Below are 12,516 nucleotides of genomic sequence, written 5' to 3'. Positions count from 1 at the left end.
GAGATGAGGTTTGCACAGACAGGAAAACCGATGCAATAATATGATAAAAATAGCTCGATCTATGATTATATTGCATAGGCTTTGTATGCGGCTGGCCCTTCTGCAGACATTCCAGGCGATCATCGAAACCGGCACCACGCAAGGCGCTGCCGACAAGCTCGGGCTCTCGCAGTCCGCGGTAAGCCGGCGCCTGACGCAGTTGGAACAAACCCTGAGAATCAAACTGTTCCTGCGGGACAAGACGCGGCTGATACCCACCCGCGACAGCAAGATCCTGCAGGGCCAGATGCAAATCCTGCTTCAGCGCAGCGAAAAGCTCCTGACCCTGGCGGAAGAGCTTCGGCAGGGTAATTCGCCAGCTATCCGCCTGCGCATTGCTTTCCCCGCCAGTCTTTCCCTATCCATCGTGCCGGCAATCATCCGAGAATTTCTCGAACACTCCCCAATGGTTCAGGTGGAGCTGCATAGCGGGTCCTACGACACGATCGAAAGAATGCTGTTGGATGAGCGAGCCGAATTGGGGTTTCTGCGCATGCCGGTGCAAAAGGGTGGGCTGATCGAAACGCCGCTCGTGCGGGTCAACACCGTCTGTGTCTTGCCTCAGGACCATCCGCTGGCAGCGAAGAGCGAGATCGACATTCGCGATCTTGCACATGAGCCTCTGATCCTGCTGGGCCGCCTGAGAGCGCCGCGCCATGAGATCGACACGCTGTTTTCGCAGCACCGGATTCGGCCCAACGTGCGGCTTGAAGCGCATTCTGTCCTGTCTGCCTGCGGGATGGCGGCAGCAGGACTGGGCGTCACCCTCGTCAACGAAATGATGGCGCGCGACTACACCCACATGCCGGTGGCCATCCGGACGTTGCGGCAGAACATCACGCACTCTTTCGCCATGGCGCGCCCCGCCGATATTCCCATGACAGAAGCGGCGCAGATCTTCCTCGAGACAACGATCCGGTGTCTGGGAAGCCACTTCAGCAGTTTGCAGACCGGGGTGCAGATTCCATCACCCCACGGCTGACTCCCGAACGGGTGAGCCAACCAGCCATTCGGCGATTTCGGGCCGCGACACAAGGTCGGCGATGCGCGCCTCGCCATCGTCGAGCCGCATCAGCATTGGCGCACGGGTAGGCCCGACTTCAATGCCAATTGCGCGAAAGGCCGCCTTCATGCCGGGCAATATACCAGTCTCCACCAATGTCTCGACGAAGATAGCGGAGATGTCCTGAAGACGCTGCGCCTCCGTCAGATTGCCTGCTTTCACCGCGGCGTCCAGAGCCATATAGAGCCGACCGAGAAGGTTGTATGTGGTGCCAATCCCGCCATCGGCGCCTAGCACCGCACCGGAGAGATAGACTTCATCGAAACCGAAGAACAATGTCGCATCGGGGCAGCGTCGACGCAGCACCGATAGCTTGAACATGTCGGTCGAAGTGAATTTCAGTCCAGCTACATGGGGCAGAGAGAGGATTTCGGTCAGCGTTTCCAGCGCAATGGGGCGGCCTGTCCGCACCGGGACTTCATAAACGATCAGAGGCAGATCCGTGGCCGCCTGAAGCTCGGAATAGTAGGCCAAGATCTCGGCGTCGGTGAACGGATACGCATGAGGCGGCAGAGCCGACAGCCCATGATAACCCAGTTTCTTCGCATTCTTCGCCAAACTGACGGAATGACGCAGCGACGGCGCACCCACATGAGCGATCAATCTCGTGCTGGCGGCGTCGCGGGCGACGATCTCCTGCTGGTGTAGCAGTTCATCTACGCCGAGCAGACCGGACTCACCGCTGCTGCCGCCCACATAAAGACCGGTCAGTCCCTGCCCCAGGACATGGAAGTTGAGTGCTTTCTGTCGATTAGGGCAGAAGCTGCCATCGTCGGCCAACCCGGTCATCAATGCCGCATACATGCCAGCCAGGGGTTTCGTCATGGTGGTCTCCAGATAATCGATGATCTCATCTTTCTAAACGAACGTTATGGTTTGACAACAAGAACTTTTGGACTTACCAAAAAAGAAATTCGGACAAGCCATAGGAAGAGGACGTTGGTCGACATAACCCATCAGGAACGCATGCCGCGCCTCATCGCCGAGGCTCTGATCGAGAAGATCAGAGACGGCGCCATCCCGGTTGGAGCCTCCCTGCCGACGGAGCGGCAGCTCTGTGACGAGTTCGACACCTCGAGACCGACCATCCGCGAGGCGCTGGCCTTGATGCAGATGCACGGTTTTGTCGATGCAGGTGGAGGTCGTCGCCCCCGGGCTGCGCGCCCTTCCCTGCAAACGATCCTGCACTCAGCAGCCAATCACATACGCGATCTTCTAGGCGGCCCCGAGAGCGGGGCGCACCTGGAGCAAATGCGGCAATTCATCGAAACCGGGGCCACACGGGAAGCAGCGATCCGCGGAGATCGTGTTCAGATCGCACGTCTGCAAGACGCGCTCGAGCGGAACGCCGCGGCTAGAGGAACCCCGCAGTTTGCCGCCACGGACATCGCATTTCACCGCGCCCTCGTTTCCATTGTCGGAAACCCGGTGATTTTGACTCTTCACGACATGTTCGTCTCAGACCTGCTCGCCCAACGCGCGCCGGTGGATGATCCGGCGAAACACGACGCCATAGCATTCGGAGAACATCAGGCCATCTACGAGGCCGTACTCAAGGGCGACGTGATGACTGCGACGGAAGTGATGGATCGCCATCTGGAGCGGTCATATCGGGCGCGGCTGATGGGGCAGCAAAAACCACATCCACCCATGAGCGCCTGAAATCGAAAGCACCTGAAACCGGAGGAGAAGACTATGAAGATAAAACATCTGCTGATCGGCTCAGCGATGATTCTGGGCCTTGCCACGAGTGCACAGGCCCGGGAACTAACGCTTGGAACGCAGGACAATGAAGCAACCCCCGTCTACAAGGGTGCGGCCGAGTTTGCCCAGAAGCTGAAGGAGGTTTCCGGGGGAGAGTTCACCGTAAAGCTGTTTCCCTCAGCCACGCTGGGTGACTTCAAGGCGATGGTGCAGCAGGTCCAGGCCGGTGAACTCGACATGGTCATCACCGGCTACCCGGACATGTCCTATACGATACCAGAGTTGAAACTGATCGGCGCACCATACGTCGTGAGCGACTATCAGCAGCTGAAAGAGATCATTTCCGGCCCGTGGGGGCAGAAAATGGCCGGCAAGTTCAACGAGAAAGGAATGCAGGTTCTCGACGTCTGGTACTACGGGACAAGGCAGACGACGGCCAACAAGCCGGTCAACTCCATCGATGACATGAAAGGTTTGCGCCTGCGCACACCGAATGTCCCCTTCCTTATCGCCTATGCCGAGGCTGTCGGGGCAACGCCCGCGCCGGTCGCCTTCCCGGAGGTCTATCTCGCTCTTCAGACCAACCAGGTGGATGCTCAGGAAAATCCGCTGACCACCATCGACGCCATGAAATTCTATGAGGTTCAAAGTTCGGTGGCTCTCACCAATCACTTCGTGGCTTCGTCCTCCGTGATGATCGGCAAGGAGCTTTGGGATTCCCTGTCCGATCAGGAGAAGGATTGGGTGAATGCCGCCATCGCTGCCGGCGGCAAGCTCAACAACGAGTTGATCCAGAAGGGCGAGGCGGAACTGCTCGACGCCTTCAAAGCAAAGGGCCTGACGGTGACCGAACCCGATCTGGCACCGTTCAGGGCGGCAATGCAATCCTACTACGACACGCTCGAGGAAGAGTTCGGTAAAGGCGCGATTGCCGAAGTCACCGCCGAGTAGGCGGTAATGGCCGGGAGCAACAGTGCTCCCGGTCGTATCCTTGTAGGAGGCTGCGATGAAATTACCCAGTCCATACAGCGTGGAGGGGATTGTTGCATCAATCCTGTTCATCGGACTTATCGGTGTGGTCGTGCTTCAGATCCTGGGTCGCACCCCTCTGCTTTCCGGTCCTGTTTGGACGGAAGAAGCAGCACGCTGGCTATGGGTCTGGATGGCGATGATCGGCCTTGCGGAAGTTGAGCGCATCGACGGCCAACTCCGCATGGGGTTTCTGGTCGAAAGCCTGCGCCGGAAAGCACGCATGACCGTCCTGACAGCGATCGACCTCGTCTATCTCGCGATAGTGCTGCATCTGATCTGGATCGGCTGGAAGACCATCCAGCGCACCTGGTCGAATGAGGCGGTGACGCTTCCGGTCAGCGATGCGCTTCTCTATGCATCCGGCTTCCTTGCAATGATCCTCATCGCCAACCGCGTTGTCCGCCGGATCGTGGGCCTTGGCTATCGTCAGGACAGCGGGGGAGTGGAAACAGCTCTATGATCCTCGCCATCATCGCTCTCGGCTGGCTGATCCTCGTTCTGGTCGGCGTTCCCATCGGCATTTCAATGATCCTTGTTTCGATGGGATATTTCTACTGGTCCGGCATGGGGCTGGCCTTCGCCCTGTCACGAATGGTCGATGGGCTGAACAGCTTCCCGATGCTTGCCGTGCCCCTCTTCATCCTCGCTGCCGCCATCCTCAACGGGGCTGGCATCACCAATCTGCTCTTCGGCTTTGCCCGCGCTGCGGTCGGCCACATCCGTGGAGGCCTCGGTCATGTAAATGTGCTTGCGAGCCTGTTCTTCTCGGGCATGTCGGGCTCGGCCCTCGCAGATGCGGGCGGGCTGGGCAAGATGGAGATCGAAGCCATGAGGCAGGCAGGCTATGACGAGGAATTCGCAGGATCCGTCACAGCCGCCTCATCGATGATTGGGCCCCTTGTCCCTCCCTCCATCACCATGGTGCTCTACGGGGTCATTTCCAACACATCGATCGGCCAGCTCTTCCTCGGAGGCGTCATACCAGGTGTACTCTGCGCCCTGACCTTGATGGTCATGGTTTATTTCATTGCGCTTCGCCGGGAATATCCGCGCGATCAGTGGCCGGGCTTCAAGTCCTTGTCGATGCTGTTCATCCGCTCGTTTCCAGCGCTGCTGACCCCCGCCGTCATCGTGGGAGGCATCTTCAGCGGCTGGTTCTCGCCCACCGAGGCCGCAGCCGTCACCGTTGCCTATGCGGTTCTGATCGACCTGACCTTTTATCGCGAATTGACCTGGCGCAGGCTGTGGGACGCGGTCTATCAGACGACCACCACATCGGCCAGCATCGCGATGATCATCGCCGGCGTATCGCTGCTGGGCTATGTTCTGGCGCGTGAGCAGGCTCCCCAGCAGATCGCTGCCATGTTTCTGGCCATAGCGGATGGTCCAGTCAGCTTTCTGATCGCGGTCAATCTGATGATCTTTGTCCTGGGCATGTTCATCGAGTCGCTGGTCATTCTTCTGATCGTCGTGCCGATCCTTGTCCCGATCGCACTCGGCTTCGGCATCGATCCCGTTCATTTCGGCATTATCGTGGTGCTGAATTTAATGATCTCCATCCTTACACCGCCCATGGGAATGGCCCTGTTCGTTGTGGCACAGGTCGGCAACATTCCCTATCAGAAGCTCGCGCGAGCAATCCTGCCCTGGCTCATACCTCCACTGGTGGTTCTCCTGCTGGTCTGCCTTTTCCCTGTCCTTGCCACCGGACTACCGAGTCTGATGCGATGAGCCTTCTCGACCGTTTGCGCGGCGGATTGGTTGTCTCCTGCCAGCCTGTCGATAATGGCCCTATGGATCGACCGGACATCGTCGCAGCGATGGCGCAGGCTGCAATTGCCGGCGGCGCGGCCGGGGTCCGGATCGAGGGGATTGAGAAGCTGAAGATCGTCCGCCCCATGATCGAAGCGCCGATAATCGGTATCGTAAAATGCGATCTGCCGGAAAGCTCTGCAAGGATCACCGTGTCTGTGGCCAGCGCCCAAGCACTTATCGATGCCGGCGCTGACATTGTCGGGTACGACGCCACTCCACGCCCGCGCGTGGATGAGCGCAGGGAGATCGTTGCGGCAATTCTGAGCGGGGGCGCTCTTGCCATGGCGGACTGCTCCACCCTTGAGGATGCAATCGCAGCCAGGAAGGAAGGCGCTGTGATCTTGGGCACCACCCTCTCTGGTTATACGCCGGATACCGCGGCGGAGGATGCCGGGCCCGATCTGCCGCTCCTTGGAAAGCTGCGGGAACTTGGCCGGTTCGTGATGGCGGAAGGCCGCTTCGACACTCCCTCTCTTGCAGCGCTTGCAATGACCGCTGGGGCTGACGCGGTCACCGTCGGAAGCGCCCTCACACGCCTTGAGATCGCAACACAATGGTTTGCCGAAGCGGTTCGGAGCAGGGCATGATCGAGGGTTTTGCCGTCGATCTTGGCGGCACCAAAACCGCCGCCGCAAGAATCGTTGACGGCCGGGTTGAAGACCGGGTCCAGACACCAACCGATCGAAACGCCAGCTTCGATGGGCAAATGGAGTCGATTGCGATGCTTCTGCGGCAACTGGGCTACCATGGAAACGGCAGGCTGGGCGTAGCCGTCGCCGGGCGTGTTGATAGCGATGGCTGCTGGCAGGCAGTGAATCCCAACACGCTGACGGGAATCGACGGAAAGCCGCTGCGTGGATGGATGCAGGAGCGCTACGGGGGAATCATTACCGTTCGGAACGATGCAGCTGCCGCAACACTGGCAGAAGCACGGCTGGGCGCCGGTATTGGCGCTGATCATTTCGCCTATCTCACCGTCTCAACCGGGATTGGGGGCGGGATCAGTCTGAACGGTCGTCTTTTGGAAAGCAGAAACGGCCTCGCTGGACATGTGGGCTTTGTGTCCAGTCCCTATGCAGTGCGGCGATGCGGCTCGGGCAGAATCGGCACGGTAGAATCCGTTGCCTCAGGCCATGCAATTGCATTGGCGGGGGAGGTGCGTACTGCACGTGAGGCATTTGAAGCCGATACACCTCAGGCCAAAGCGGCGATCAACCGGTCCGCTGCCGCCATCGCTCGTCTCTGTGCGGACTTGACCTCGCTGTTCGGTCTCGACCGGATTGCCATTGGCGGCAGCATTGGACTTGCCGAAGGATATCTGCCGCAAGTTGAGCATCACCTGCGAAAAGAACCGCAGCTTTTCCAGGTAAACCTGACGCCTGCGATGCTCGGCCACGACAGCGTTCTGCTGGGCGCATTGATGACAGCCGACTAAAAAAGCATGGAGTCGGCGGCTCTCACCCGGCGGGCAGGAGCTGCTTCCGGGGCCGGCCGGCGTCCGCTCTGCTGCTCAGATAGTCTGCTTCAGGACAGACAGCTTTGCAGAAGGCAGGCTAGGTAAGCACGTTCATTTTTTCCCACGATGCACCAGCGGCGCGCTGTGCGAATCGCCCAGCGCTCATTCCCAAAGCGCGGTCGAAAAGCAGCCGCGCTACGGCGCCTTGCCGGTCGTCGAGCGGACGATCAGATGCGTCTCCAGCACATAGGAAGCATCACGCACCGCGCGCGATTCCAGCACTTCCAGCAACAGCGAAACCGCCAGCTTCCCCGCTTCTATGGAACGGCTCGAAACAGTCGTAAGGCTTGGCACCGTCAAAGGCCCCAGCGCGTCGTCACAGCCCACGACGGAGAATTCTCCCGGCACACTGACGCCGCGTTTGCCAAGGCCGGCCAGAATGCCCTGTGCCGTTAGGTCATCGAACGCTATGGCCGCTGTCGCGCCCTTGGCAAGGATGGCATCGACCGCCTGCAAACCAGCTTCGAAACTTGGAACGCTGGCCGATACGAAACTCAGCTCGAGGCCGAGCTTCCTGGAAGCCCGGCGCACGGCGGCGCGGCGCTGCTTGTTCGACCAGGATGTGGAAGGGCCGCTGACATAGACAATGTTGCGGTGCCCGAAATCCGCCAGATGCTGCGTCGCCTCGGCGATGCCCGTGCCGCTGTCGATCAGCACTTTCGGAATGCCTTTCACATCGCGATTGATCAGCACCAGGGGGCGCAGAAGCGCATGGGCGGCGATGCGCTCGTCCGAAAGCCGGGGCGAGGCCAGAATGATGCCTTCGACCTGTCCCGAGAAACGACCGAGAAGCTGATCCTCCTTCTGCGGATCCTCATCGGAATTGCCGAGAAACACGCAGAAATCGGAGCGATCCGCTTCAACTTGGGCGGCGCGGATCATGGGCGGGAAGAACGGGTTGGCGACATCCGGCACGATCAGCGCGACATTGCCATAGCGCCCGGTGCTCAGTGCACGCGCGGTATGGTTGGGCACATAACCGAGCCTGCTAGCGGCCGCCTTGATCCGCTCGACCGTCTCCGGGCTCAACATATCGGGTCGCGTATAGGCGCGCGAGACGCTCGAGCGCGCCACTCCGGCTTCCTTCGCCACCTGACTGATCGTCACGCCACCCTTGCGTTCCGCTGCCACTGTCTGCCCTCGAACCTTGTGCCACCATTCTCGCAAGATGCCCCGCCGCGAGGTGGCAGGCAAGCCGTTGACATGCAACCGGTTGCACCGCATAGTGCCCGAACTCCTGTTCTACTCTGCCGCAAGGCCCTGCGATCGGCAGGCGCAATCTTCGGAGACATGATTTGCAGCATAGCCAAGCCGCGCTCCAGCCAATCCCGCTCGTTGACCGAAAGGTCGATAGGCTCACCGTAAGAACCTTCGCAGACCGCGATGCGATGGGGGCTGCCGCTGCCACGGACATCGCCGAAGCGCTTCGTACCCGGCTTGCCAGCCGGAAGAATGTGCGGGTCATCTTCGCGTCCGCACCGAGCCAGGCCTCGATGATCAGGCAGCTGCGCGCCATGCCGGACATCGACTGGTCGCGCGTGATAGCCTTTCACATGGACGAGTTCATCGGGCTTGCGCCGGATGCGCCCCAGCGCTTCGCGCACTGGCTGAACCGCCATATTTTCGATGCCCTTCCGCTGGCCGCCGCTCATCGCATCAACCCTGGCGCTGATCCGGAGGCCGAGGCGCGCCGCTACGCCGCACTGCTGGACGAAGCGCCTATCGACCTCGTCTGCCTCGGCATCGGCGTCAATGGCCACATCGCATTCAACGATCCGCCCATCGCCGATTTCGACGACCCGCTGGACGTCAAGCTGGTGGAGCTCGACGCCGTCTGTCGCCAGCAACAATATGACGATGGCGGCTTTGAAAGCCTCGATGCGGTGCCGCGCACCGCGCTGACGCTCACCATTCCAAGGCTGTTGCGCGCCGACCGCCTGTTCTGCATCGTGCCTGGCGCGCACAAGCGCAACGCCGTGCGCGGAGCGCTGCACGGCGAGCGCACAACCGCATGTCCGGCAAGCGTTCTGCGCGAACATGGGAACTGCACACTCTATCTGGACAAAGAGGCCGACCCCGATGCCTGAGATCAACGCCGACGCGATCTGCGCAGACTATCTCGCAACGAGCCACGCGCTCATGCAGCGCATCCTTGTCGAGGAGCGCGACGCTCTGGACAAGGCCGCCGAGCGTCTTGCCTCCCAGATCGAGGCCGACCGGCTTGTGCACATCTTCGGTCCCGGCGGACACTCCAATCTCGCCAGCCAGGAAGTGTTCTTCCGGGCCGGTGGCCTGATGCACATGAGCGCCATTCTCGATGAAGGCACCCTGCTTTCCAACGGGGCATTGCGCTCCATGGCGATCGAGCGCACGCCGGGTTACGGCCGTGTTGTCATTGCCGATGCCCGGCTTGGCGAAGACGACGTGCTGATCCTTGCAAACGCCTACGGCATCAACGCAGCCCTGATCGACGCTGCGCTGGAAGCGAAGTCTCGCGGGGCTTTCCTCATTGGCGTCAGCTCGCGCGAACATGCCGAGAGCACGAGCCCGAACCATCCGGCGCGCCACCCGGAAAAGAAGAATTTGCATGATGTGGTCGACATCGCCATCGACACGAAAGTCCCGATCGGCGATGCGGTGGTCAGCCTGCCCGGCATGACCGAGAACATCTCCGCCATCTCCACATTTGCCAATGCGTTCGCACTGAACTGCCTAGTGATCCGCACCGTTGCCAAACTGCTCGACCGTGGCGTCGAACCGCCGGTCTGGCGCAGCGGCAACGCACCGGGTGGCGACGAAGCCAATGCCCGTTTCCTGGCCCGCTTCCGCGACCGGGTTCGCGCGCTGTGAGCACGGAGAAGACCATAGCCGGGCGCGATCCCGTTACCGGAGGCGGCATCGCCATCACGATCCGCGACGGGCGGATCGCGGCCATTGCCGAGACGGATTCGCAGGATGACACCTATCTCACGCCCGGCCTGGTCGACCTTCAGGTCAATGGTTATGCAGGCCTCGACCTGAATGACGGCGCGCTGACGCCGAAGCGTGTTTCAGAACTCACCCGCATCATGGCCGCGCTCGGCGTGACAAGCTATCTGCCAACCCTTGTGACCGGTTCGCGCGAGCGGCTGCTCGATGCACTCGACGCCATCGCCACGGCGCGGCGTGAAGATGTTCTTTGCGCGCGCATGATCCCCGGCGTCCACATGGAAGGCCCGAGCATCGCGCCGGAAGACGGGCCGCGCGGCGCGCATCCGGCGGAGCATGTGAGGCCGCCTTCCCTCGATGAATTCAATGCATGGCAGAAGGCGAGCGGCGGTCTTGTGCGCCTCGTGACCCTGGCGCCCGAATATGAAGAGGCCCCGGCCTATATTCGCGCAGTGACGGCGCAGGACGTTCATGTCGCCATTGGGCATTCTTCTGCCACGCCGGAACAGATCCATGCGGCCGCAGAGGCCGGCGCACGGCTCTCGACGCATCTGGGCAATGGTGCAGCCGCGCTCATGCCCCGCCATCCGAACCTGATCTGGGCGCAGCTCGCCGATGACCGGCTGACCGCCACGCTCATCACCGACGGCCATCACCTGCCGGACGACACGTTCAAGACCATGCTGCGCGCCAAGGGACTGGAACGCGCCCTACTGGTTTCCGACAGCGTGGCGCTGGCCGGCATGGAGCCTGGCATCTACCGGCAGGCGATTGGCGGCGATGTCGAGGTGCGCGCCGACGGGCGCATTGGGATTGCCGGGACACCCTATCTGGCCGGAGCCGGCCTGCCCTTGATCGAGAACGTACCGATCGCCATGCGCATGGCCGGGCTTTCGCTGACGCAGGCGCTGAGGCTCGCCACGGTCAATCCCGGTGCGTTTCTCGACGGGCGAGGCGTCGTGAAACTGAATGCCCCGGCCGACCTGATCCGCTTTTCCATTGACGGGAAAACCGGCTCCTTTGTGCTGGGGAACACGCTCGTTCACGGTGAGGAGGTCTTCTCCGCATGATCCGCGCAGGCGTCGCCACCGTAGACATCACACCACCGGCAGGCCTCCCGCTTTCGGGCTTCGCCGCCCGCACCCTGCCGGCCACCGGTGCGCATGACCCGCTGACGGTTCGTGCGCTGGCTGTCAACGATACGGCGATGGTGGTTGCCGACGTGATCGGGCTGCACCGAGACATGAGCGCGCGCATCCGCCGCCGCTGCACCCTCCCTGACACGAACGTCATCATCAGCGCCTTGCACAATCATGGCGGTCCCGTCTCAATGGCCGGCCGCCTGACGATTGAGACGGACGAGACCTATTTGCAAAGGCTGGAAGATGCCTGTGTCGAGGCGATCAATCAGGCTGTCGCCGCGCAGAGACCTGCAACGCTTTCGGTCGGGCTCGGATCCGACCCCGACATTGCCCGCAATCGCCGCCACCCGGACGGACCGGTGGATCGCGCCCTGCCACTTCTGCGTGTACGCGACGAGAATGGCGACATGATTGCCCTGATGACGGGCTATGCCTGCCACCCCGTGGTGCTCGGCGCAGACAACAGGCTGTGGACCGCCGATTATCCGCATTATGTGCGCCGGGCGCTCGAAGCCGCGCATCCCTCGGCCACCGCCCTCTTCGTTACGGGATGCGTGGGCGACGCAAACACCGGTCACAGCGCCCACGCATCGATCAGCCTTGCGACAAACCCGGATCGCAGCTTTGCGGCGGCCGAGCGAACTGGCGAGGTAATTGCAAGGGCAGCGCTGGAAGCACCACAACAGTCACTTGGCCGAGACGTGAAGGCGCTGGAAGCGCAGGTTACCCTGCCCTTCGAGCGTCGTGAAACAGAGACGCCGGCGCAACTGGCAACGCGATGGCGCACCGAGCGCGCAGAGGCGGAGCCGGCACAGGCGGCGCTTCTCGATGCCTGGATTCACTGGGCCGAGACGATTGCGCTCGAGCCTGCCGACGCCCTCTCCGGGCGGGTCTCCGTGCTCGACTGGGGCGGACTGCCCATCATCGGCCTGCCTGGAGAAATCTTTGCGGCGACCGCGCTCGGCCTGCGTGCAGCCTGTGGCGAGCGCCCGGCCTTCATCGCCGGGTTCGCGGAAGACAATCCCGGTTATATCCCGCCGGAAGAAGAGTACGCTTTCGGCGGATATGAAGTGGACGAGGCCCACCGCTATTACGGCCAGCCGGCCGGCTTCGCACCCGGTTGCGCAGAGGCAATCGCGACTGCGGCTACAGAACTTCTTGGGAGAACCGGGCCCGGCAGGGGATAGAGGGAGGCGCGGCCGGAATCCCGCGAGATGCGATCCGGCCATACCAATGCAGAAGCAGCTCGACTTGACGCGCAACCGGTTGCATGGCAA

The 12,516-nt window shown here is 61.6% G+C and carries 13 protein-coding genes; 11 read left to right on the top strand and 2 right to left on the bottom strand.

Features of this window, described 5'->3' with window-relative positions; genetic code table 11:
- Positions 1 to 85 precede the first annotated feature (85 nt).
- A complete protein-coding gene (locus tag NA2_RS01970) occupies positions 86 to 1,021 on the top strand; it encodes a LysR family transcriptional regulator (RefSeq protein WP_040676462.1) in 936 nt (311 codons plus the stop codon).
- On the opposite strand, the gene NA2_RS01965 is transcribed toward NA2_RS01970, so the two are convergent.
- Complete coding sequence (locus tag NA2_RS01965; protein ID WP_008593582.1) at positions 1,007 to 1,927, bottom strand: dihydrodipicolinate synthase family protein; 921 nt, start codon at positions 1,925 to 1,927, stop codon at positions 1,007 to 1,009. The two genes, NA2_RS01970 and NA2_RS01965, sit on opposite strands and share 15 nt — an antisense overlap.
- A gap of 114 nt (positions 1,928 to 2,041) precedes the next feature.
- On the opposite strand from NA2_RS01965, the gene NA2_RS01960 reads away from it, so the two are divergent.
- From NA2_RS01960 to NA2_RS01935, 6 genes are read left to right on the top strand one after another with little or no spacing between them, the layout of a single operon-like run.
- Positions 2,042 to 2,764 (top strand): FCD domain-containing protein, encoded by a 723-nt coding sequence (locus tag NA2_RS01960; protein WP_008593580.1) that lies wholly within the window; start codon positions 2,042 to 2,044, stop codon positions 2,762 to 2,764.
- 33 nt (positions 2,765 to 2,797) lie between these two features.
- Positions 2,798 to 3,757: a sialic acid TRAP transporter substrate-binding protein SiaP gene (locus NA2_RS01955; protein ID WP_008593578.1), complete on the top strand. Its 960-nt coding sequence runs from the start codon at positions 2,798 to 2,800 to the stop codon at positions 3,755 to 3,757.
- Positions 3,758 to 3,812: 55 nt separating this feature from the next.
- Positions 3,813 to 4,298 carry a TRAP transporter small permease gene (locus NA2_RS01950; RefSeq protein WP_040676460.1) on the top strand — a complete coding sequence of 162 codons (486 nt, stop codon included), beginning with the start codon at positions 3,813 to 3,815 and terminating at the stop codon, positions 4,296 to 4,298.
- Positions 4,295 to 5,569: a TRAP transporter large permease gene (locus NA2_RS01945; protein WP_008593574.1), complete on the top strand. Its 1,275-nt coding sequence runs from the start codon at positions 4,295 to 4,297 to the stop codon at positions 5,567 to 5,569. Before NA2_RS01950 ends, NA2_RS01945 begins: the two co-directional genes overlap by 4 nt.
- Positions 5,566 to 6,240, top strand: coding sequence for an N-acetylmannosamine-6-phosphate 2-epimerase (locus NA2_RS01940; RefSeq protein ID WP_040676458.1), 675 nt, complete (start codon positions 5,566 to 5,568; stop codon positions 6,238 to 6,240). The genes NA2_RS01945 and NA2_RS01940 overlap by 4 nt, the downstream gene beginning before the upstream one ends.
- The gene (locus NA2_RS01935) at positions 6,237 to 7,088 is read left to right on the top strand and encodes an ROK family protein (RefSeq protein ID WP_008593570.1); all 852 of its coding nucleotides are present in this window, start codon (positions 6,237 to 6,239) and stop codon (positions 7,086 to 7,088) included. Before NA2_RS01940 ends, NA2_RS01935 begins: the two co-directional genes overlap by 4 nt.
- Before the next feature lie 216 nt (positions 7,089 to 7,304).
- On the opposite strand, the gene NA2_RS01930 is transcribed toward NA2_RS01935, so the two are convergent.
- On the bottom strand, positions 7,305 to 8,300 hold the full coding sequence (locus NA2_RS01930) for a LacI family DNA-binding transcriptional regulator (protein ID WP_008593568.1): 996 nt from the start codon (positions 8,298 to 8,300) through the stop codon (positions 7,305 to 7,307).
- A 257-nt stretch (positions 8,301 to 8,557) separates the two neighbouring features.
- Between NA2_RS01930 and NA2_RS01925 the strand changes: the two genes are divergently transcribed.
- The 4 genes from NA2_RS01925 to NA2_RS01910 are packed head-to-tail and all read left to right on the top strand — an operon-like array spanning position 8,558 to position 12,426.
- Positions 8,558 to 9,256 carry a 6-phosphogluconolactonase gene (locus NA2_RS01925; RefSeq protein WP_008593566.1) on the top strand — a complete coding sequence of 233 codons (699 nt, stop codon included), beginning with the start codon at positions 8,558 to 8,560 and terminating at the stop codon, positions 9,254 to 9,256.
- Entirely contained in the window at positions 9,249 to 10,019 is a 771-nt protein-coding gene (locus NA2_RS01920) for a sugar isomerase domain-containing protein (RefSeq protein WP_008593564.1), read from the top strand. Before NA2_RS01925 ends, NA2_RS01920 begins: the two co-directional genes overlap by 8 nt.
- Entirely contained in the window at positions 10,016 to 11,167 is a 1,152-nt protein-coding gene (locus NA2_RS01915) for an N-acetylglucosamine-6-phosphate deacetylase (protein WP_008593562.1), read from the top strand. Before NA2_RS01920 ends, NA2_RS01915 begins: the two co-directional genes overlap by 4 nt.
- Complete coding sequence (locus NA2_RS01910) at positions 11,164 to 12,426, top strand: neutral/alkaline non-lysosomal ceramidase N-terminal domain-containing protein (protein WP_008593561.1); 1,263 nt, start codon at positions 11,164 to 11,166, stop codon at positions 12,424 to 12,426. The genes NA2_RS01915 and NA2_RS01910 overlap by 4 nt, the downstream gene beginning before the upstream one ends.
- Positions 12,427 to 12,516: the final 90 nt, after the last annotated feature.

It is taken from the genome of Nitratireductor pacificus pht-3B (genome assembly GCF_000300335.1).
In the GTDB taxonomy this organism is placed as follows: Bacteria; Pseudomonadota; Alphaproteobacteria; order Rhizobiales; family Rhizobiaceae; genus Nitratireductor; species Nitratireductor pacificus.
The sequence above is the reverse complement of the archived record's forward strand: the minus strand, read 5'-3'. Positions and strand labels throughout refer to the sequence as shown.